Raw genomic sequence first — 20,956 nt, 5'->3', positions numbered from 1 at the left:
TCTAGTTTGGGGGTTGACTTTTGTTGTGTAAATTGTGCAAAGTTGTAATTATACCATTTTCAAAAAGTGATGTTATATTAAATCCCCCCTAACCCCCCTTTGAAAGGGGGGAACTAGGAGTCGGTATGTAGCACTAATTAATCACGCATGGTATTAGTAAAGAACATTTAAACTAATTGGAGTAATAAAACAATGAGCATTTCTTTAACCAAAGGTGAACGGATTTCTTTAGAAAAAGCATCTCCTGGCTTAGAAGCAGTATTTGTGGGGTTAGGTTGGGATGTTAACAAAACTGATACGGGTAAAGACTTTGATTTAGATACCTCAGTTTTTCTTTTAGGAACAGATGAAAAACTGATTTCCGATCGCCATCTCATCTATTTTAATAACTTAAAAAGTCCTGATCCTGAGAACTCTGTTGAACACATGGGAGATAATTTAACTGGCGCGGGAGAAGGGGATGATGAAGTCGTGATTGTTAACTTGAAAAAAGTTCCTGAAGAAGTGCAGAAAATTGCGTTTGTGGTGACAATTTATGACGCAGAAAAACGAGGACAAAATTTCGGACAAGTGAATAATAGTTTTGTCCGTCTAGTGGATGTAAAAACAAAAGAAGAGGTGCTTCGTTACGATTTAACGGAGGATTATTCGATCGAAACAGCCATGATTATGGGAGAACTTTATAAGAAAGATGGACAATGGAGAATGAGCGCAGTTGGAGAAGGATATGAGGGAGGATTACCCGCAATGTTGAACCGTTATCAATAATAATTAATTGGAAGTTAGTAAAAAGGAGAGAAGTAGATTATGGGAATTTCTTTACAGAAAGGTGAACGGGTTTCTTTAGAAAAAGTTTCCCCAGGTTTAGAAGCAGTCTTTGTCGGTTTAGGTTGGGATGTTAATAAAACTGACACGGGAAATGATTTTGATTTAGATGCTTCCGTGTTCCTTTTAGGGGAAAATGAGAAGTTAGTTTCAGACAGTCATTTAGTATTTTATAATAATACAAAAAGTCCCGATCCTGACCATTCTGTTGAACACATGGGAGATAATTTGACTGGCGCGGGAGAAGGGGATGATGAGGTAGTAATTATTAACCTGAAAAAAGTCCCTGATGAAGTTCAGAAAATTACCTTTGTAGTGACAATTTATGACGCAGAAAAACGAGGACAAAATTTTGGACAGGTTAGCAATGCGTTTGTTCGTTTAGTTGATGTGAAAACAAAAGAGGAGGTGCTTCGTTACGATTTAACGGAGGATTATTCGATCGAAACAGCCATGATTATGGGAGAACTTTATAAGAAAGATGGACAATGGAGAATGAGCGCGATCGGTGATGGTTATGAGGGAGGTTTACCCGCGATTTTAAATCGTTTTAGTTAGCTCGATCGCCCTAGAAAATTTCGCTCCCTTTCCCCCACAATTGGTGAAAATACAAGAGTGTAGCCCCCTAACCCCCAAAATTGGGGGAACTAGAGGAGTGTAGCCCCCTAACCCCCAAAATTGGGGGAACTAGAGGAGTGTAGCCCCCTAACCCCCAAAATTGGGGGAACTAGAGGAGTGTAGCCCCTAACCCCCAAGATTGGGGGAACTAGAGGAGTGTAGCCCCCTAACCCCCAAGATTGGGGGAACTACAATCAGATTGTTATTAAATTGAAAACAACGATCGCCTAAAAAGTTCAATGATAAAAACAGCTTCTGAAGGGAAAAGTATTCAAGAAATTGCAGAAAATGGTTTATTAGTTGCGGTGATTGTCGGAACAATTATTGCGGTGAGTACACAGCAACTGGCTTGGGGTTTAATTCCTAGCACGATCGCGCTAATTTTTAATCGTTTCAATCGTCAACAAGAAGAAAACTTTTATTCTTATCAATTCTCTTCTCTCAAAAATTTAATTCAGAATCATCAAATTGAGCAAGATAATCAACAAATAAATGTTTGGGAATTACAGCAAAAGTTGGGCGAAGTTGAACAGTTAATTACTGAGTTAAGAGAAAACCAAACCCAAGAGACAGCAGCAAGAGAATCACAGATTTTAGAGTTGAATCAGTTACAATCGATCGAGAGAAAGCAAGAAGCAATAGAAAGAGAAGTTGAAAGATTAAGTTTATTAGAAAACACAATTAATAATCACTTTGATTTTATCAATCAACAACAAGAAAATTTATCTCAATCTATTAGTGATATACAAACAGAAGTGGTGAGAGTTAATCAAAATAGTCAGGAAGCGATACAAGAATTGAAACAGGAATTAGACAGCGTTCGATCGAGTCTTAATAGTAATGAGTCATCAGCGATCAAACTGGAAAGACTAAATCAATTAGTGAGACAAAATCAGCAAAGACAAACTGAAATCCAAACTCAACTCTCCCAGATTGAAACCAATTATCAAACACTGGTAAAACAAATTAATCAGCAACCAGAATCAGATTCTAACGTAACTCAAGAAACAATTGAAACCTTAGAGTCTCAAATCAGAGAAGCTAATTCCCGTCAAACAGAAGAGAATCAGTATTATCAGCAAGCTATACAGGAATTAAAACAGGAATTAGACAGCATTCGATCGAATCAAGAAACAATTGAAACCTTAGAGTCTCAAATCAGAGAAGCTAATTCCCGTCAAACAGAAGAGAATCAGTATTATCAGCAAGCTATACAGGAATTGAAACAGGAATTAGACAACGTTCGATCGAGTCTTAATAGTAATGAGTCATCAGCAATCGAACTGGAAAGACTACATCAATTAGTAAGACAAAATCAGCAAAGACAAACTGAAATTCAAACTCAACTCTCCCAGATTGAAACCAATTATCAAACACTGGTAGAACAAATTAATCAGCAACCAGAATCAGATTCTAACGTAAATCAGGAAGCAATTGAAACCTTAGAGTCTCAAATCAGAGAAGCTAATTCCCGTCAAACAGAAGAGAATCACTATTATCAGCAAGCTATACAGGAATTGAAACAGGAATTAGACAACGCTCGATCGAATCAAGAAACAATTGAAACCTTAGAGTCTCAAATCAGAGAAGCTAATTCCCGTCAAACAGAAGAGAATCAGTATTATCAGCAAGCTATACAGGAATTGAAACAGGAATTAGACAACGTTCGATCGAGTCTTAATAGTAATGAGTCATCAGCGATCGAACTAGAAAGACTACATCAATTAGTAAGACAAAATCAGCAAAGACAAACTGAAATCCAAACTCAACTCTCCCAGATTGAAACCAATTATCAAACACTGGTAGAACAAATTAATCAGCAACCAGAATCAGATTCTAACGTAAATCAGGAAGCAATTGAAACCTTAGAGTCTCAAATCAGAGAAGCCAATTCTCGTCAAACAGAAGAGAATCAGTATTATCAGCAAGCTATACAGGAATTGAAACAGGAATTAGACAACGTTCGATCGAGTCTTAATAGTAATGAGTCATCAGCAATCGAACTGGAAAGACTACATCAATTAGTAAGACAAAATCAGCAAAGACAAACTGAAATCCAAACTCAACTCTCCCAGATTGAAACCAATTATCAAACACTGGTAGAACAAATTAATCAGCAACCAGAATCAGATTCTAACGTAAATCAGGAAGCAATTGAAACCTTAGAGTCTCAAATCAGAGAAGCTAATTCTCGTCAAACAGAAGAGAATCAGTATTATCAGCAAGCTATACAGGAATTGAAACAGGAATTAGACAACGTTCGATCGAGTCTGAATAGTAATGAGTCATCAGCAATCGAACTAGAAAGACTAAATCAATTAGTGAGACAAAACCAGCAAAGACAAACTGAAATTCAAACTCAACTCTCCCAGATTGAAACCAATTATCAAACACTGGTAGAACAAATTAATCAGCAACCAGAAGCAGATTCTAACGTAACTCAAGAAGCAATTGAAACCTTAGAGTCTCAAATCAGAGAAGCTAATTCTCGTCAAACAGAAGAGAATCAGTATTATCAGCAAGCTATACAGGAATTGAAACAGGAATTAGACAGCGTTCGATCGAGTCTTAATAGTAATGAGTCATCAGCAATCGAACTGGAAAGACTAAATCAATTAGTGAGACAAAACCAGCAAAGACAAACTGAAATCCAAACTCAACTCTCCCAAATTGAAACCAATTATCAAACACTGCTAGAACAAATTAATCAGCAACCAGAGGAGGATTCTAACGTCAATCTATATCCAGATGAAATAATTACTGAAAGCGAACTTGAAGCAATATCTACATCTACTTCTTCTGTTCCTACTGTGGAAAGTAACTTAGTAAGAATTAATTGTGAATTAAAAAAACAAATAACTCCAAACGCAGGAAAAATTAACGCAGTTGCATTTAGTCCAAATGGAAAACAATTCATTAGTGGACATCAAAATAAGACGATCAAACTATGGTCACTAGAAACAGGAGGAGAAATTTATTCTTTTCAGGATCATTCCCAAGAAGTGTTAACTGTCGCTTATCATCCCGATGGGGAAATGATTGCGAGTGGAAGTCGGGATAAAACAATTAAATTATGGTCAGTTTCCACAGGAAATTTATTAACAACTTTAGAAGGTCATGTGAATGAAGTATTAGGAGTAACCTTCAGTGTTGATGGTAAAATTTTGGGAAGTTGTTCTAAAGATCGAACCGTAAAACTGTGGTCAGTAGAAGAAGAAAAAGTAATTGATACATTTAATAATTATGAAGATGAAGTAAAATCGATCGCCCTCAGTGCTGATGGAAAATGGTTAGCAACAGGGGAAGGAAATATTGGTCAAACGGTGAGACTTTTACAACTAGAAACGAGAGAAACATTTACTCTAGAAACTGATCAAATTGCTTGGTTTCCAGGGATTCATTCTCTCGCATTTAGTCCAGATAGTAACCTTTTAGTGGGAGGAAGAAATGATCACCAAATCATCTTGTGGGATGTGAAACAGCAACAAGAAATCAGACGTTTACAAGGACATGAAAATAAAATTTATACTGTTGTATTTCATCCTCAAAGAAATATCATTGCGACGGGAAGTGAAGACAAAACAATTAAACTCTGGAATGTTAACGCTGGAGAAGAAATGTTAACCTTAACTGGACATCGAAAAGCGGTGTTAGGAATCGCATTTAGTCCAGATGGTCACTATTTAATTAGTGGAAGTCAAGACGAAACACTTTTAATTTGGGAGAACCATTATCTCGAATAAATAGTGCCTCCTAAAAAAGTGCAAGGGAGAAATGGGAGACAAGGGAGACAAGGGAGCAATGGGAGCGATTTTTCTTCCCCATCTCCCCCATCTCCCCCATCTTCCCCATCTCCCCCATCTTCCCCATCTCCCCCATCTCCCCCATCTCCCCCATCTTCCCCATCTCCCCCATCTCCCCCATCTTCCCCATCTCCCCCATCTCCCCCATCTCCCCCGATTCCCGATTCCCGACTCCCGACTCCCGAACCACACCGACCAATGGACTTTTTCAGCAAACCCTACCTAACCTACTTTGTTAGATCGAGATGCCTCGCAATGATAGGACATAAGGGAACAGAGTTTGATAGAATCTTATAGAAAGTTTAAGATACTCTCATATTTATAAATGGATATATTGATCGCCGGGGCAACAGGTACGCTCGGAAGACAGGTGGTTAGACGGGCGCTTGATGAAGGTCATCAGGTGCGGTGTCTGGTAAGAAATCCCAGAAAGGCAACATTCCTTAAGGAATGGGGAGCAAACCTCGTCAAGGGTGACTTGTGTAAACCCGAAACTTTGCCTCGTACTCTCGAAGGGATTGATGCTGTGATTGATGCAGCAACAGCACGTCCGACTGATTCTCTCACGGTAAAAGAGGTGGACTGGGAAGGGAAAGTCAATCTCATTCAAGCGACTAAAGCAGCCGATGTTAACCGTTACGTCTTTTTCTCGATTCTCAATGCTGAGAATTATCCAGATGTCCCGATGATGAATATTAAATACTGCACTGAGCAGTTTTTAGCAGAAGCAGACTTAGATTATACAATTCTTAAACCCTGTGGCTTTATGCAGGGGTTAATTCCTCAATATGCGGTTCCCATTCTCGATAATCAAGCAGTGTGGGTGACAGGGGAAAGTACCCCGATTGCTTATATGGATACCCTCGATCTTGCCAAGTTTGCCGTGCGTGCGCTAGAAGTGCCAGAAACGGCGAAACGGAGTTTTCCTTTAGCGGGGTCTCGTGCTTGGACAGCAGAGGAAATTATTAATCTTTGTGAAAATCTCTCTGGAAAAAACGCGAAAATTTCACGTCTTCCCATGGGTTTGCTACAATTCCTCTCACGAGCAATGCGCTTTTTTGAATGGACTCGCAATGCCTCTGATCGTCTGATCTTTGCTAACGTTTTGGTGAGTGGAAAGCCCTTCGATGCGGAGATGAGTGAGGTCTATGATCTCTTTGGGTTGAATCCCAATGAGATGACAACGGTTGAAACTTATTTACAGGAATACTTCTCGCGGATTATGAAGAAATTAAAAGAGATTAACTACGAGAAAGAGAAAAGCAAGAAGAAAAAGAAAACTCCCTTTAAGTCTAAGTCTAAGTCTTAACTTGTGTCCTTGGTTTTAAGTTCGATTAGCCAATGGTTTCTTAGGAAAGATAAGATCAGAAAATATTCTCACTTTGAACATTAACACTCTACACACGGATTAGTTGTCGTGCCGAAATTAGGCATTATTTATAACGATAGTAAGTCGGTTGCTTGTGACCTCACTACGCAAGTCCAAGAGCAGTTTCAAAAAAAAGGATGGGACGTTGCTCTGGCGACGGGTGTTGGCGGACTGTTGGGCTATTCCAGTCCAGACAGTCCCGTTTGTCATACGCCAATGGATAAGTTGATTCCTCCAGGATTTGATGAGACGATCGAGTTTTGTTTGGTCTTGGGGGGAGATGGAACGGTGTTGTCTGCTTTCCGTCAATTAGCTCCCTATGGGATTCCGTTGTTAACAGTGAATACTGGACACATGGGTTTCTTGACGGAAACTTATGTGAATCAACTGGATGCGGCTTTAGAAGAGGTGTTGGCGGGAAATTACACCCTCGAAGATCGATCGATGCTCACGGTACAGGTGAGACGCGGTGAACGCCTACAATGGGAAGCACTTTGCTTAAATGAGATGGTCTTACATCGAGAACCGATGACCAGTATGTGTCATTTTGAGGTGATGGTGGGTCATCATGCGCCAGTAGATATCGCCGCCGATGGGATTATTGTTTCTACTCCCACTGGTTCTACTGCTTATTCTCTTAGTTCTGGGGGCCCTGTGGTTACTCCCGATGTGCCAGTGTTACAGTTAGTTCCCATTTGTCCCCATTCTTTGGCTTCCCGCGCTTTGGTGTTTTCCGATCGAGAACCGATCGTCATTCATTCCGCCAGTGAACAACATCAATTAGTGATGGTGGTCGATGGCAATGGAGGCTGTTATGTGCAACCGAAAGATGTAGTCCATATCGCTCGATCGCGCTATTTGGCTCGTTTTATCCGTCTCCAACGCCCTGAATTTTTCCGCGTTTTACGGGAAAAACTCGGCTGGGGATTACCTCATATCGCTAAACCCACCTCTGTGGAACTACCCTGAAGATTAACCATTCCTGAAAGCAACTATGTCTCAGCCATCAGTGCTACTCATTGAAAGTGATCAGCACCTAGCACAACAGGTTAGTCTCGATTTAACCCAGAGCGGTTATCACGTTACCGTTGTCTCTCATGGGGAACAAGCTCCCTCAAAGTTTGAAGAACTCCAACCATCGCTAGTAGTGATTGATCAAGCTCAGTTCGGGGACAAGGGATTAACCTTATCCCGTCAGTTACGGGGGAATAATCATCCCGTGCTGATTTTACTATTAATGAGTCGGGATACAGTGGGCGATCGCGCCGCTTGTTTAGAAGCAGGAGCCGATGATTACACCCTTCTCCCCTATCAAACTGACTCCTTTTTACAACTGGTACACCTGTACCTACAACCCGCAACTTCTACTCCCGAACAACTTCAATTTAGTGATTTAGCCTTAGACCTTTCCCATCGGTGTGCGTATCGCAACGGACGCAAAATCGAGTTAACCGTAAAAGAATTTGAACTCCTAAAATATCTCATGTCTCATCCCAGACAAGTTCTCACCCGTGAAGAAATTCTAGATAATGTTTGGGAAGACAATCATGGGGGCGAATCCAACGTGATTGAAGTGTATGTTCGCTATCTACGCATCAAAATTGAACAAGGAGGACAAAAACGTTTAATCCAAACCGTGCGCGGTGTCGGTTATGTATTGAGAGAATCTTAATCCCAACCTTCCCACCCTGAAATTGTGATAAGATGTCGGTAGTAATCAATAATTACCAACACTTCGTCACAAAAGGAAAATATATTGATTTGAGATGTCCAAAACCAAACAGGTGCTAGAGATCGCTCAAAAAGTCGGTGTAGTTAGAGCCAAAGAACTAGAAGCACAGGGGTTTCACCGTCAATACCTAAAACGTCTAGAAGAACAAGGATTGCTGATTCGTTCGGGACGGGGGATTTACACTTATGTTGGAGCAGAAATTACAGAAGCTCATAGTTTAGTAGAAGTCGCCAAAAGAGTTCCTCATGGAGTTATTTGTCTCCTCTCGGCACTCAACTTTTATGAATTAACCACTCAAAACCCATTTGAAGTTTGGTTAGCCATCCATTCTAAAAAGCGTTCTCCCAAAGATAATCTCCTTAGCTTGCGACTGGTATATCTGTCAGGTTCAGCATGGGAAGAAGGAATTGAAACTTATGAACTAGAAGGAGAAAAAGTTCGCATCTACAGCCTTCCTAAAACCATTGTCGATTGTTTTAAGTATCGTCATAAAATTGGGCTAGATGTCGCTCTTGAAGCTCTTAAAGAATCAAGACAACAAAAACGTTGTACCATTGATGAAATTTGGCATTATGCCAAAATTTGTCGAGTACAGAATGTTATGCGTCCCTACTTGGAGTTTCTCGGTTGAGCAAAAAGAATCCTCGTCATTTAGACCAATCGATCCGTGCTAAGTTACTTAACCTTTCCAAACAGAAAAAAGTCGATTTTAACAATCTAGTTACTCGTTATACCATTTTGATTAATTAGCGCTACATACCGACTCCTAGTTCCCCCCTTTCAAAGGGGGGTTAGGGGGGATTGATTGTAACTTGACCTTTCCAAAATGGTATAAGAATCTATCCGCGAGAAACAGTCGTTGCCGAGAAATTTCAGGCAATGGTGTATTTAGGAATCTCAAATAGCCGAATGAAAGATTTCTATGATCTGTTATTTCTTGCCAAAAATTTTGAGTTTAAGGGGCAAATCTTAAAAGAGGCAATTGAAGCCACATTTAAAAGGCGTAAAACCTCTATCTCTGAAGAAATTCCGTTAGCTTTAACTGAAGAATTTACACAGAATTTAGCTAAAGAAAAAGCCTGGAAGGGATTTCTGAATAAAAACCAACTCGAACCTGAAAACCCAACGTTAAGGGATATTATTGAGGAGTTAAAACTATTTTTAATTCCTCCTTATATTGCCATATCTAAGAATCAGGTTTTTGAGAAAACTTGGCGACCTGATCAGAAATGGCTATAAAAAAAGTAGAGACATTCTATAGAACATCTCTACCGTAGATTTCTGGTTAAGGAAAGGATTTAAATTTCCCTTCCCTAAAATCTATCTCGCATCAAACCGAATGCTTAGTCAGTTCCTTCAGTCCAGGAACTCATATACTTGAGTTGCTCTTGACTGAGGTCATCAATTTTAATTCCCATTGCATTCAATTTCAGACGAGCAATTTCTTTATCCACTTCACGAGGAATAGAATGGATACCTGGCTCAAGTTTTCCTTTATTAAGAGCGAGATATTCTGAACCTTTCGCTTGGTTCGCAAAACTCATGTCCATTACCGCGCTAGGATGACCTTCCGCAGAAGCGAGGTTAATCAGACGACCTTCACCTAAAACAATCACAGACTTACCATTAGGAAGAATATATTGTTCAGTGAACGGACGAACTTCTTTGACTTCGCTGGCTTTCTCGCGGAGAGATTTCAGATCAAGCTCAATATCAAAGTGACCTGCGTTGCAGACAATTGCGCCATCTTTCATAACATCAAAGTGATGAGACGCAACCACGTGCTTGTTACCAGTCAAGGTGACAATAATATCACCAATTTTTGCCGCTTCACTCATGGGCATAACGCGGAAACCATCCATCGCCGCTTCCAGAGCGCGAACGTGATCCACTTCGGTAATCACCACGTTTGCTCCCATACCAGCCGCACGGAGGGCGACTCCTTTAGAACACCAGCCGTAGCCGCCGACAACAAAAGTTTTACCAGCAATCAGAACATTAGTGGCACGAACAATGCCGTCAATGGTGGATTGTCCCGTACCATAACGGTTATCAAAGAAGTGCTTGGTATCCGCATCATTAACATTCATTGCGGGGAACGTTAAAACACCATCATCAAACATCGCACGGAGACGATTAATCCCAGTGGTGGTTTCTTCCGTTGTACCAATAATCTCTTTGATTTGGTCTTTGCGGTGTTGAATTAACGCTGCGGTGACATCACTACCGTCGTCGATGATGATATTTGGGCGATGATCGAGGGCGATATTGATGTGACGGTTATAAGTTTCGTTGTCCTCACCTTTGATGGCAAAAACAGGGATATCGTAATCAGCAACTAAACTCGCTGCGGTGTCGTCTTGAGTGGAGAGAGGATTACTGGCGATTAAAACTGCATCCGCACCACCAGCTTTTAGAGCAATGGCGAGGTTAGCCGTTTCTGTGGTCACGTGACAGCAAGCGACCATTTTGATGCCTTCTAAAGGCTTATCTTTAGCAAACTGTTCGCGAATCTGTCTGAGAACAGGCATTTCACGACCTGCCCATTCGATACGTTGCTTCCCTAGAGGAGCATAACTGAGGTCTTTTACTTCGTGCTTTACTTGTGTTGCAGTCATGTAGCTTTTCTTTTTGTGTTATTTCGCATTGCGATCTCTACTAGGTTACTGCATATTGATCAAATGTCAAAATTTTTGGGACAGTTTAACTCAAGATCATCCCCTCATTCCTTACGATTTATGAAGCGAAAACACTTTTGGTTAGGCGGTTTCATCGCGATTTTAGTCGTCCTCATGCCCTTAAATCGTTCTGTACAAGCACAATTTCCGCTTTTGCCTAATTTTTCGGGAAATTCCTCCACTTTTCTTAATCAGTCATCAGAGCAAGTGGTTTCTGGCTGTATTCGTGTTGATGGACGTTGTCTGATCGAAATCGGAGCGAATCAATCTGATTTATCCGCTCGTATTACAGAAATTGAGCAAAGACTCAATGATATTGCTCGTTACTATTTCCAAAATCAATCGGCACAACTGAGCATTCGTAAAGAAGCAGTGGGACAATTGATTGATATTTATATCGCCGTTGATCAACGAGAAATTCGTTTGCTTAGTGTCACCAACCAAGATGCAACGGTGAAAGCCATGAGCATTGAACAACGGGCTGAACAAATGGTGCGGGATTTGGAAAATGGTCTGAGACGAGCCAAACGTGAACGAGAACCCTCGTTTTTAGTTGCTCAGGGGCAAAAGGGCGCGATCGCACTTGTGTTTCTAATTATCGCCACGATCGCCCTCTACAAGCTGGAAAAAAAAGCGCGCCAGCAACAAGCCTCCATCCATGCTTCCTTAGAAAACACATCTGAGCAAGCAATTTCCACTCAAATCACTCAAAATCAACGTCAACCTCACTCGTTTTTCCTTTATTTTAATTGATAAATTTACCAGCGCCTTAGCAAACAATTACTTGCTTACTCCTGAAGCCAATCTTCGGTTACAGCTTCGCATTTCTACCATTTCTAGTGTTACGAAAAGCATTATTATTGTCGCTTGGTTAGTTGTGGGCATTTTAGTTGGACTTTCTGTTATTGGAGTTAATATTGCGCCGTTACTTGCTGGTGCTGGATTAATTGGTGTCGCGATTTCTTTAGCCTCTCAAAATTTAATTCGAGATGCGATTAATGGCTTTTTTATCATTCTTGAAGATCAATATGCTGTGGGAGATGTTGTTGGCATTGGTGACGCAACAGGATTTGTCGAAGCGATTAATTTACGCATTACTCAACTGCGAGACACAGAAGGACGTTTAATTACAGTTCCTAATAGTGAAATTCGTACCGTAACTAATTACACCAGTAATTGGTCACAAGTAGATTTAAAAATCCCGATCGCCTATCATTCTGATGTGGAAAAAGCGATTAGTTTGATTGAAAAAATTAGTGATAGCATGATGCGAGATCAAAGCTATCGAAAGGAAATTTTAGAAAAGCCTATTTTCCTCGGAGTTGATGAGTTTAGTAATCAAGGAATTATTTTGAGAGTTTGGATTAAAACTAAACCTTTACAACAGTGGCCGATCGGGCGAGAATATCGTCGTCGGGTTAAAATTGCTTTTGATCAAGCAGGAATTGAACTATCTCTTCCCCAGCAAAAAATCTGGATTTCTCAAGAAAACAGTAATCAGCCGTAGGTTGGGTGATAACCCAACGGCACCCAACAATTGTCGGTTCGGTAATCACCCAACGCAAATCAACAATTGTAGGTTGGGTGACAACCCAACGTAATATCAGGTTCTGGCGATCACTTATAATTGGTGTTAGGTTTCGCGTAGAGACGTTCCATGGAACGTCTCTACCCAACCTACATGGTTGTCTAATGACTAATTTGTGTTGGGTTTCGCGCTAGCTTCACCCAACCTACATGGTTGTCTAATGACTAATTTGTGTTGGGTTTCGCTTTGCTCCACCCAACCTACTTTTTATCGAGATCAGTTTCTAATTGCTTCATTGATTTTAGCTTGGGTATCACACCCAACAATCCCATCCACACCTAAATCATAATCCCGTTGAAATTCTGAAACAGCGTCTTGAGTTCCAGGACCATACTGCCCATCGATTTCCCCTTCATAGTAGCCGAGTTCCTTTAGTTGACGTTGTAATAACTTCACCACAGGTTTAGATGTTCCTGATTGTAGGGGAGTAATACAAGCACTTAATAGCTGCATATCCACCTGACTATTTTGTTGGGTAGATTTATTATCTTGATTTCGTGAGAGGCGGCTACTTGGAACCGGTGGTTTCGGTGATGGGTTTTCTGTGGTGTCTGGTTGAGGACTGGGTTCAGTTTGTTGGATCATTTTTCCGACGGCAAAAAAGCCCAATAAGAAAAAGCCCACAATCACTGTTGTCACTCCTGCCAATTTTACCCCACACCCCAATCCAGAGGATGGAGAAGAAGCCGTTTTTTGGGAAACATTTTTCGGCGGAAAAAACTGTCCCGTCTTAGTTTTCCCCAAAGTTTTCGGGTCATTCACCATGATATGACCTTTCCGCTTCAGTTTAGAAAACCAATACCATTCTCGCAAAGCAAGGGTTTTGTCATCTGTATCAGGGAGAAGTTCGAGAACAATAATTTTCGCTTGATCTGTATCAAAGATAATCCGAGATCGACAGGAAGAACTATCCAAATGCTGTTTCACTCGCAGTTGAATATTATCTGATAAACCAACATAGCTGACACTACCTGTGGTAATTTGATAAATCCCCCGTTCTCTCGGTAGTGTTTTCCAATTGATCATCTTTCCAATTTGGTGATTGGTTATAAGTTACCTCTTGCCTAATTAATTATCTTACAGTGCTTGCGATCGAAGCCAAGCCACTGGTAAATATAAAAACTTCTCCACTTTTGGCACATAAGCACGGCGATTAAACACATCATATTGATTGCGTTCAATTACATCTAAAATTCCCTGATACAACATTAATGCTGTCCAAACGGGCCAGCGTGACTCACGACTTAAGTCACGGATTCCCCGTTCAGCTTGAGCATAAAAACCTCTGGCGCGTTGGATTTCAAACTGCATTAACTGTCGCCAGTTTTCATTAATCACACCATTAAATAAATCTTCCTCTCGATAATTAAACCGTTCTAAATCCTCTAACGGGAGATAAATCCGTCCTCGATCGGCATCTTCACCGACATCCCTTAAAATATTGGTAAGTTGGTTGGCAATCCCTAACGCCACCGCTTCTTCGGTAGGAATGTGATTTTTCTGATTTTTTTGCCAGGGAGAAACTCCCCACTCTGGCTCTAAACCTAAAACAGCATTAGACATTAACCCCACCGTTCCGGCAACGCGGTAACAGTAGAGATAAAGCTCATCAAAAGTTTGATAACGATCGCGTTTTAAGTCCATCCGTTGCCCGGCGATCAGATCTCGAAACGGCTGAATTTCCAGAGGAAAGCGTTTCAAAGTATCCACCAGGGCAAGATCAGGACTTTCTACAGGATTCCCTGCAAAAATCGACTCTAAAGTTTTTTCCCACTGATCTAGGGTGTCTAGAGTCGTAAACTCAGCTTCGGGGCCATCGACGAGTTGATCAGTGCGCCGACACCAAACGTAAATTGCCCAAATTGCTTTGCGTTTCTCCTTGGGCATGAGGAGAGTGCCGAGATAAAACGTCTTCGAGTATTCTGCGGTCACTTGACGGCAGAATTCGTAAGCGGATTCGACGGAGGGGTAGGAACAAGTCTGTTCGGGGTTTGGCAGTTGCAGCATTCACCGCAGGCTAATAGGGTTCACTCTTAATGACGAAAATTGTCCCATCAATCAGTACATTGGAACACAGAAGATCATTTTGCCACAGAAACGGTCTTTTTCTCTGTTTTTTTCCCAGAAGAGGGTTGAGATTGGCTTTGAGAAATTTCCTGTGCGGTTAATTTTCCTGATAATACCGCCCCTTCCATGCTGGCTAAGTATTGTTGCATGGTGTAATCGCCAGTGAGATAGAAATTGTTAATGGGGGTTTTTTGGGAAGGACGATGCGCCTGTCTTCCGGCGGTGGCTTTATAAACCGATCGCGGCGTTTTCACCACATGAGATTTTAACAGGTTTGCTGGCCGGTCCCCTGTAAAGTGTTTGGGGAAAAGTTGTTTTAACTCTGCCATGGTCGCTTCGATAATCGCCTCATCCGATCGACCGATCCAATCTTTCGCGGGTGCGAGAACTAACTCTAACATGGATTGGTCCGCGTCTTCATAACCGCGACAGGTGTTGCTCATATCAGCATAAACACTGAGTAAATCGGAACGAGAAAACAGCAGATGGTCAATGTCGGTGAGTTTTTGATCGAACCACAAATGAACGTTAATCACAGGAACGCCCTCTAACCCCTCTAATTGCTTAAAGAAGTCCATCTCTTTCCAAGACGGGGGTAACATCAATTTCAAAGGATCAACAGGCATCGCAGACACATAAGCATCTGCTGTGAGCATTTCTTCCTCAGCCCCATTGCAACCCCGAATCAAATAACCGCGTACCGTGCCATCTTCATTCAGTAAAATTTCTTTTAAGGGAGCATTCAACCGCACCTCTCCCCCACGCTCAGTAAGATAATCTACCAGCGGTTGACATAAACGTTCTGTGGGAGAACCATCTAAAAACGCCATTTTCGAGCCAGTTTTCTCTTGTAAAAAGCGATTTAAAGCGGTGAGGAGAATCGTCGCTGAGATTTCGTTGGGGTTAATGAAGTTTAAAGCGTTAGACATGGCAATAAACACCTCTTTTTCCACCCGTTTCGGCAGATTTTGCCGTTCCATCCACTCTGACCAAGTGTAGCGATCCATAGCCTCCACATAACCTTGTCCACGCAACATCGCTGGAATTAAACCAATACCAAAGCGGATTTTTTCTGGCCATGAGAGCATATCATTATTGCGTAAAATGGCAATTACCCCATTAATCGGCGCTGGAAGGTTCGGGAAATCGAAGCGAGAATAAGTTCCTGGTTTTTCAGGACGATTGAAGATCATGGTATGTTCTTTCCATTGCAGGCGATCTTCAATGTCTAATTCCTTAAACAATTGCAGCATATTGGGATACGCTCCAAAGAAGATATGTAACCCAGTTTCGTACCAATCCCCATCTTCATCTTGCCAAGCGGCGACTTTTCCGCCTAAGACATCACGACGTTCAAGGACAATGGGAGTATGTCCTGCATCTACTAAATACTTGGCGCAGGAAAGTCCTGCTAACCCTGCTCCTGCAATTATGACTCGCATGGTTGTTTAATGACTAAGTTTCCGTTCTCATTATACTTTGCATTTCGTTACATTTTAGCCGAATCAGTATGTAGGTTGCGTGGAGGTAACGAAAATGTAGGTTGGGTAGAGACGTTCCATGGAACGTCTCTACGCGAAACCCAACACCAGCAGATGTTTTATTGGGTTGCATTCCATTTCACCCAACCTACAAATTCTGTTTTGATGAAAGCTACGGTATAATATCATGCAAAAGCTAGGCAGAGAAAGACTGATGAGTATTGAATTGACACCTGAGTTAGAGGAAATAATTCAGCATCAAGTAAACAAGGGAAACTATAAATCAGCAAATGAAGTTATTCTTGCGGGAGTAAAGTTACTAGAGAAAGTTGAAAGGGCATATCAGGGAAGATATGAGGAACTACGCCAAGAAATTTTACAAGGAATTGAAGCGTCTGAACAAGGGAAAGTTCTTGATAGTAAGGTAGTTTTTCAAAATCTTCAGAACAAGTTGAATAACAAAAAAGTATGAGTCGGCGTTGCAGATTTACAAGAATTGCTAGTTCTGATCTGGAGAATATCCTTGATTATATAGCTGAACAAAACGGGATTGATGTAGCTGAGAAGTTTCTGAAAAGAATTAATCAGAAGTGTCAAATTCTGAACTCTGAAAACGCATCGATCGCGCTCTGATTATTTTTCTCTCATCAAAGTCTGCGTATCCCAGAGACAGATTTTTTCTAAGAGAGGAGTAGTATGTAGGTTGGGTGGAGGTAACGAAACCCAACAATAATTAGTCATTGGTCATTAAGTAGAGACGTTCCATACTTCGACAAGCTCAGTAATATCAGGTTCGCTCGATCGATGATAAAGAGTAGGCCCTAGTGAAGCGAAGCGAAACCCAACACACATTATAAGCAATTACCCGAACTTGATATAACAGGAACGTCTGTACATTAGTCATTGGAAAACAAAGAACAAAGGACGAAGGACGAAGGACAAAAACATCGAGAATTTATCTTCCTAATCACCCATGACAGACCATTTCCTTGTTTGCGGCTTAGGATCGTTGGGACAACATTGTGTTTATGCTCTCAAACAGTTTGCAGTCAGTATCACTGCGATCGAGCAAATTGAACCGAGACAGTGGGAAATCCCTCATTTACCCAGTTGTTTAACTGATTTGATACTGGGAGACTGTCGTGATGCAGAAACCCTACAAGCGGCGAAAATCGACCAGTGTCGTGCGATTTTAATTGTCACCAGCAATGAGCGAATTAATGCCGAAACCGCAGTGGCGGCGCGATCGCTTTCTCCTCACGTTCGTTTAGTGATTCGATCGGGACAAGACAATCTCAACCAACTTTTAGGGGAACATCTCGGCAACTTTATTGCTTTTGAACCAACAGAACTTTCGGCGGATGCGTTTGCTTTAGCCGCTTTAGGAACAGAAACCCAAGGATTGTTTTATCTGAAAACAGGAGACGAAACCGAACAACAACTTTTCCGAGTGATTAAACGCCGCATTGAAGCAACAGATCAGTGGTGTGACCAACGGACACTTCAAGACTTAAACACTCAAAAGCGAAAAGTGTTAGCGTATCAATCTTTTTCCTCCTCTCAACTCACGAATTTATTTTACAATTGGCATCCTGAACAAGTTTTAAAAGCAGGGGATATTGTGGTCTATGTCCAACGAGAAGACTTCTTGACCTCGGACTCTTTCTTAGTCGATCATTCTCCCCAAGAAAGAAAACCGCTTCCTAAAAAACTAACGGTTTCTTTCATTCAAGATGAATGTCAAAAGTTGTATCGAAACGTTTTAAAATTGCCAGTGCGACGAGTGGCTTTAATTTGTGGTGGAATCGTCATTAGTTTGATCGTTATCGGAACAATTATCCTTTGGTTATCCACTCCCAACACGACACTTTTATCATCCTTTTATGCCACAGTGATTTTACTACTGGGAGGATATGCTGATTTATTTGGAGACTTAGAAGCAAGCGATCAAATTCAGTGGTGGTTACAACTATTTAGTCTTACTTTAACCATAGCAGGAACCGCTTTAGTGGGAGTCTTATATGCGCTAGTTACAGAAGCATTATTATCTTCTAAATTTGAATTGTCTCAGCGTCGTCCTCCTCTTCCTGAAGAAGATCATATTATCATCATTGGCATTCGTCGAGTGGGAAAAAGAGTGGCTAAACTCTTACTTGATCTGAAACAATCCCTTTTAGGAATTCCTTTAAATCCAGAGTTTGATCATAATTTTTTACCAGAAATGCCCATTTTATTTGGGAACTTAAAAGAGTCTCTACAACAAGCGAATTTACAAGGTGCTAAAAGTGTTATCGTCGGAACAGAAGATGAGATGTTGAATTTAGAAATTAGTTTAACAATTCATCGCATTAATCCTGATTGTCAGTTAGTGATTCGGACGTTTGAACAACGATTGAGTGAAAATTTATCACAACTGCTTCCGAAGGCTGTGGTTTTATGTGCGTATAGTGTGGTTGCGGAAGCCTTTGCTGGGGCGGCATTTGGGGAGAATATTATTAAGTTATTTCGGTTGAATCAGCAGACGGTTTTAGTCACAGAATATAAAGTGGAAGAAATGGATACTTTAAATGGGTTACTATTAGCTGATGTGGCGTATGGTTACAATGTTGTTCCGATTTTGCATCAAAAAGAAGGACATTCTGTTAAGTTTATGCCAGCGGATGATATTTGTTTATCAGTGCGCGATCGATTAGTGGTTTTGGCGACGAAAGAAGGATTAAAAAAAGTGGAATTGGGGGAATTAGATATTAGTGGCAAAATTTGGCAAGTAAAGTTAGAAAGTGCGCGAACTGATGAGGCTTTATTTGAAGCTGGAAATACCTTAGTTAGAGTGACGGGTTGTTCTCTTAATGAAGCGCGAGAAATTATGAATCATCTGCCGACAACAGCACCGTTTTTGATGTATCATCATCAAGCTAAACGTTTGATTCGAGAGTTGAAAAAAATACAGGTTCAAGGGATAATTATTAATCAGTAACTAAATAACGAATGACTAGAAATGTGAAACCAAGAAAACAATTTGCTCAACATTGGCTAAAAAGCGAAAAAGCCTTAGATCAGATTATCGAAACCGCAGCCTTAAACAGTGAAGACGCGGTTTTAGAAATCGGTGCTGGAACTGGAATTTTAACCCGAAGATTATTATTGAGTGCGTCAACAGTAGTCGCAGTGGAGATTGATCGCGATTTGATTAAAAAGCTGAAACAAAAGTTTCAAACCGAAGAACATTTACTTCTCCTTGAAGGCGACTTTTTAAAGTTAGATTTGGCTTCTCTCGTTTCTCCAACACCGAGGAAAGTTGTGGCAAATATTCCCTACAATATCACAGCACCAATTTTAGAAAAATTGTTAGGGTCGATCGCGCATCCTGAACAAAAATATGAGAAAATCGTCTTATTGGTGCAAAAAGAAATTGCCGACAGAATTTGTGCTAATTCTGGATCAAAAACCTTTGGCGGGTTATCAGTTCGCAGTCAGTACCTAGCCGCTTGTGAATTCATCTCGATCGTCCCTGCAAAAGCCTTTTCTCCCGCACCAAAAGTTGATTCTGCAATTATCTCCCTGACTCCTCGTCCTTTCCCTCTCCCTGCCAATTCTCCACAATTTCTAGAACAACTGATTAAACTCGGCTTTGCCAACCGCCGTAAAATGTTACGCAATAATTTAAAAAGCATGATTTCACCGCAACAATTGCAACCGATTCTGGAACAATTAGAAATAAGTCCCCTAGTCCGTGCTGAAGACATCAGTGTGTCAAACTGGGTGAGGCTTTGCAATCAATTAGATTTACAGATCAATGCAACATTACTCACTGACTGCACCCGCGAAAATTAATCTCCACCTCGAAATCATTGGCGATCGGGCTGACGGATATCACGAACTGGTGATGATTTTACAAGGAATTGGCTTAGAAGATCGCATTGATCTCTATGCGGGAAGTACCCAAGCCATCCATCTCCACTGTGAACATCCCGATGTTCCTCTCGGACCCGATAACATCGCCTATAAAGCCGCGCAGTTGATGTGTCGCGAGTATTCCCAAGCCTACGCGCAATATGGAGGATTAGAAATCACCATTGATAAGAAGATTCCTGTGGCGGCAGGGTTAGCGGGGGGTTCAACAGATGCGGCGGCGGTGTTAGTGGGAATTAATTTACTGTGGAAGCTAGGACTGACTCAACCCGAATTACAAACCTTAGCCAGTCAACTGGGATCGGATATTCCGTTTTGTTTGGAAGGAGGAACAGCTTTAGCATTGGGACGGGGAGAGGAATTGAGTCCTTTACAGGGTTTGGATCAAGCAACGGTTATCCTTGCGAAACATCGTAATTTATTTGTTTCTACTGCTTGGGCTTATCAGTCCTATCGCCAACGGTTTGGAGAGAGTTATTACCAAAAACCAGAAACGATCGAAGTGGGGAAAAAACAAGCTCATTCTGCTGATTTAGTTAGTGCGATTTCCCAACAGGATTATCTTAAAATTGGACAACTTTTATACAATGATTTAGAGAAGGTTGTTTTCCCAGAATATCCGAAAGTAGAGGCGTTGAAGTCTGCATTTCAGGAAGAAAAAGAGGTCTTGGGTGCGATGATGTCGGGAAGTGGTCCGACGGTTTTTGCTCTTTGTTCTGCCACTGCTAAAGCCCAAGATATCATCGAAAATGTTCGATCGAAAATTAATGATTCTACTGTAGAATTCTGGACGACAGAATTAACCAATCGCGGAATACAAGTTAAGTCTTAAAGCATTGTTTTGCCCAATCAATACTCAATTGATTGGGAAGAAGATGCAGAT

The 20,956-nt window shown here is 41.1% G+C and carries 20 protein-coding genes; 15 read left to right on the top strand and 5 right to left on the bottom strand.

Going from position 1 to position 20,956, the window contains the following annotated elements; translation table 11 throughout:
* Nucleotides 1–192: 192 nt before the first annotated feature.
* The 3 genes from DACSA_RS07445 to DACSA_RS18240 all read left to right on the top strand — a co-directional run bounded on the left by DACSA_RS07445 (nt 193) and on the right by DACSA_RS18240 (nt 5,186).
* On the top strand, nt 193–768 hold the full coding sequence (locus DACSA_RS07445) for a TerD family protein (protein ID WP_015229161.1): 576 nt from the start codon (nt 193–195) through the stop codon (nt 766–768).
* A gap of 39 nt (nt 769–807) precedes the next feature.
* Nucleotides 808–1,383 (top strand): TerD family protein, encoded by a 576-nt coding sequence (locus tag DACSA_RS07440; RefSeq protein ID WP_015229160.1) that lies wholly within the window; start codon nt 808–810, stop codon nt 1,381–1,383.
* Between the two features lie 299 nt (nt 1,384–1,682).
* On the top strand, nt 1,683–5,186 hold the full coding sequence (locus DACSA_RS18240) for a WD40 repeat domain-containing protein (RefSeq protein ID WP_015229159.1): 3,504 nt from the start codon (nt 1,683–1,685) through the stop codon (nt 5,184–5,186).
* A gap of 10 nt (nt 5,187–5,196) precedes the next feature.
* On the opposite strand, the gene DACSA_RS22080 is transcribed toward DACSA_RS18240, so the two are convergent.
* Nucleotides 5,197–5,445, bottom strand: coding sequence for a hypothetical protein (locus DACSA_RS22080; RefSeq protein ID WP_232225235.1), 249 nt, complete (start codon nt 5,443–5,445; stop codon nt 5,197–5,199).
* A gap of 126 nt (nt 5,446–5,571) precedes the next feature.
* On the opposite strand from DACSA_RS22080, the gene DACSA_RS07425 reads away from it, so the two are divergent.
* The 5 genes from DACSA_RS07425 (at nt 5,572) to DACSA_RS07405 (ending at nt 9,586) form a co-directional block, all read left to right on the top strand.
* Nucleotides 5,572–6,555 (top strand): SDR family oxidoreductase, encoded by a 984-nt coding sequence (locus tag DACSA_RS07425; protein ID WP_015229157.1) that lies wholly within the window; start codon nt 5,572–5,574, stop codon nt 6,553–6,555.
* Nucleotides 6,556–6,663: 108 nt separating this feature from the next.
* The gene (locus DACSA_RS07420) at nt 6,664–7,584 is read left to right on the top strand and encodes an NAD(+) kinase (protein WP_015229156.1); all 921 of its coding nucleotides are present in this window, start codon (nt 6,664–6,666) and stop codon (nt 7,582–7,584) included.
* Nucleotides 7,585–7,609: 25 nt separating this feature from the next.
* Nucleotides 7,610–8,287, top strand: a complete 678-nt coding sequence (nblR, locus tag DACSA_RS07415) for a response regulator transcription factor NblR (protein WP_015229155.1) — start codon at nt 7,610–7,612, stop codon at nt 8,285–8,287.
* 94 nt (nt 8,288–8,381) lie between these two features.
* Nucleotides 8,382–8,978: a type IV toxin-antitoxin system AbiEi family antitoxin domain-containing protein gene (locus tag DACSA_RS07410; protein WP_015229154.1), complete on the top strand. Its 597-nt coding sequence runs from the start codon at nt 8,382–8,384 to the stop codon at nt 8,976–8,978.
* A gap of 200 nt (nt 8,979–9,178) precedes the next feature.
* Nucleotides 9,179–9,586: a nucleotidyl transferase AbiEii/AbiGii toxin family protein gene (locus tag DACSA_RS07405; protein WP_083874389.1), complete on the top strand. Its 408-nt coding sequence runs from the start codon at nt 9,179–9,181 to the stop codon at nt 9,584–9,586.
* Nucleotides 9,587–9,690: 104 nt separating this feature from the next.
* Here DACSA_RS07405 and ahcY read toward each other — a convergent pair whose 3' ends face one another.
* Nucleotides 9,691–10,965: an adenosylhomocysteinase gene (gene ahcY / locus DACSA_RS07400; protein ID WP_015229153.1), complete on the bottom strand. Its 1,275-nt coding sequence runs from the start codon at nt 10,963–10,965 to the stop codon at nt 9,691–9,693.
* Between the two features lie 63 nt (nt 10,966–11,028).
* Between ahcY and DACSA_RS21405 the strand changes: the two genes are divergently transcribed.
* A complete protein-coding gene (locus DACSA_RS21405; protein ID WP_232225234.1) occupies nt 11,029–11,778 on the top strand; it encodes a hypothetical protein in 750 nt (249 codons plus the stop codon).
* A gap of 31 nt (nt 11,779–11,809) precedes the next feature.
* The gene (locus tag DACSA_RS21400; protein ID WP_051017292.1) at nt 11,810–12,532 is read left to right on the top strand and encodes a mechanosensitive ion channel family protein; all 723 of its coding nucleotides are present in this window, start codon (nt 11,810–11,812) and stop codon (nt 12,530–12,532) included.
* A gap of 297 nt (nt 12,533–12,829) precedes the next feature.
* On the opposite strand, the gene DACSA_RS07390 is transcribed toward DACSA_RS21400, so the two are convergent.
* From DACSA_RS07390 to pds, 3 genes are all read right to left on the bottom strand, one after another.
* Nucleotides 12,830–13,639 (bottom strand): peptidoglycan-binding protein, encoded by an 810-nt coding sequence (locus tag DACSA_RS07390; protein ID WP_015229152.1) that lies wholly within the window; start codon nt 13,637–13,639, stop codon nt 12,830–12,832.
* 51 nt (nt 13,640–13,690) lie between these two features.
* Nucleotides 13,691–14,620 carry a 15-cis-phytoene synthase CrtB gene (gene crtB / locus DACSA_RS07385; RefSeq protein WP_015229151.1) on the bottom strand — a complete coding sequence of 310 codons (930 nt, stop codon included), beginning with the start codon at nt 14,618–14,620 and terminating at the stop codon, nt 13,691–13,693.
* A 74-nt stretch (nt 14,621–14,694) separates the two neighbouring features.
* On the bottom strand, nt 14,695–16,122 hold the full coding sequence (pds, locus tag DACSA_RS07380) for a 15-cis-phytoene desaturase (RefSeq protein WP_015229150.1): 1,428 nt from the start codon (nt 16,120–16,122) through the stop codon (nt 14,695–14,697).
* A gap of 253 nt (nt 16,123–16,375) precedes the next feature.
* Between pds and DACSA_RS07375 the strand changes: the two genes are divergently transcribed.
* The 5 genes from DACSA_RS07375 to ispE all read left to right on the top strand — a co-directional run bounded on the left by DACSA_RS07375 (nt 16,376) and on the right by ispE (nt 20,905).
* Entirely contained in the window at nt 16,376–16,633 is a 258-nt protein-coding gene (locus DACSA_RS07375) for a type II toxin-antitoxin system ParD family antitoxin (protein WP_041235752.1), read from the top strand.
* The gene (locus DACSA_RS22845) at nt 16,630–16,794 is read left to right on the top strand and encodes a type II toxin-antitoxin system RelE/ParE family toxin (protein ID WP_083874387.1); all 165 of its coding nucleotides are present in this window, start codon (nt 16,630–16,632) and stop codon (nt 16,792–16,794) included. The genes DACSA_RS07375 and DACSA_RS22845 overlap by 4 nt, the downstream gene beginning before the upstream one ends.
* 340 nt (nt 16,795–17,134) lie before the next feature.
* On the top strand, nt 17,135–19,138 hold the full coding sequence (locus DACSA_RS07365; protein WP_015229148.1) for an NAD-binding protein: 2,004 nt from the start codon (nt 17,135–17,137) through the stop codon (nt 19,136–19,138).
* A gap of 11 nt (nt 19,139–19,149) precedes the next feature.
* On the top strand, nt 19,150–19,995 hold the full coding sequence (gene rsmA, locus DACSA_RS07360; RefSeq protein WP_015229147.1) for a 16S rRNA (adenine(1518)-N(6)/adenine(1519)-N(6))-dimethyltransferase RsmA: 846 nt from the start codon (nt 19,150–19,152) through the stop codon (nt 19,993–19,995).
* Entirely contained in the window at nt 19,958–20,905 is a 948-nt protein-coding gene (ispE, locus tag DACSA_RS07355) for a 4-(cytidine 5'-diphospho)-2-C-methyl-D-erythritol kinase (protein ID WP_015229146.1), read from the top strand. Before rsmA ends, ispE begins: the two co-directional genes overlap by 38 nt.
* Nucleotides 20,906–20,956: the final 51 nt, after the last annotated feature.

It is taken from the genome of Dactylococcopsis salina PCC 8305 (genome assembly GCF_000317615.1).
Lineage (GTDB): Bacteria > Cyanobacteriota > Cyanobacteriia > Cyanobacteriales > Rubidibacteraceae > Halothece > Halothece salina.
Note: the sequence above shows the minus strand (reverse complement) of the source record. Positions and strands in the feature narration are given on the sequence as shown.

Bases quoted from the DNA above. Each gene is read 5' to 3' on its own strand.
- DACSA_RS07445 (WP_015229161.1), top strand. From the start codon at position 193: ATGAGCATTTCTTTAACCAAAGGTGAACGGATTTCTTTAGAAAAAGCA.
- DACSA_RS07440 (WP_015229160.1), top strand. From the start codon at position 808: ATGGGAATTTCTTTACAGAAAGGTGAACGGGTTTCTTTAGAAAAAGTT.
- DACSA_RS18240 (WP_015229159.1), top strand. From the start codon at position 1,683: ATGATAAAAACAGCTTCTGAAGGGAAAAGTATTCAAGAAATTGCAGAA.
- DACSA_RS07425 (WP_015229157.1), top strand. From the start codon at position 5,572: ATGGATATATTGATCGCCGGGGCAACAGGTACGCTCGGAAGACAGGTG.
- nblR (WP_015229155.1), top strand. From the start codon at position 7,610: ATGTCTCAGCCATCAGTGCTACTCATTGAAAGTGATCAGCACCTAGCA.
- DACSA_RS07410 (WP_015229154.1), top strand. From the start codon at position 8,382: ATGTCCAAAACCAAACAGGTGCTAGAGATCGCTCAAAAAGTCGGTGTA.
- ahcY (WP_015229153.1), bottom strand. From the start codon at position 10,965: ATGACTGCAACACAAGTAAAGCACGAAGTAAAAGACCTCAGTTATGCT.
- DACSA_RS21405 (WP_232225234.1), top strand. From the start codon at position 11,029: ATGTCAAAATTTTTGGGACAGTTTAACTCAAGATCATCCCCTCATTCC.
- DACSA_RS07390 (WP_015229152.1), bottom strand. From the start codon at position 13,639: ATGATCAATTGGAAAACACTACCGAGAGAACGGGGGATTTATCAAATT.
- crtB (WP_015229151.1), bottom strand. From the start codon at position 14,620: ATGCTGCAACTGCCAAACCCCGAACAGACTTGTTCCTACCCCTCCGTC.
- pds (WP_015229150.1), bottom strand. From the start codon at position 16,122: ATGCGAGTCATAATTGCAGGAGCAGGGTTAGCAGGACTTTCCTGCGCC.
- DACSA_RS07375 (WP_041235752.1), top strand. From the start codon at position 16,376: ATGAGTATTGAATTGACACCTGAGTTAGAGGAAATAATTCAGCATCAA.
- DACSA_RS22845 (WP_083874387.1), top strand. From the start codon at position 16,630: ATGAGTCGGCGTTGCAGATTTACAAGAATTGCTAGTTCTGATCTGGAG.
- DACSA_RS07365 (WP_015229148.1), top strand. From the start codon at position 17,135: ATGACAGACCATTTCCTTGTTTGCGGCTTAGGATCGTTGGGACAACAT.
- rsmA (WP_015229147.1), top strand. From the start codon at position 19,150: ATGACTAGAAATGTGAAACCAAGAAAACAATTTGCTCAACATTGGCTA.
- ispE (WP_015229146.1), top strand. From the start codon at position 19,958: ATGCAACATTACTCACTGACTGCACCCGCGAAAATTAATCTCCACCTC.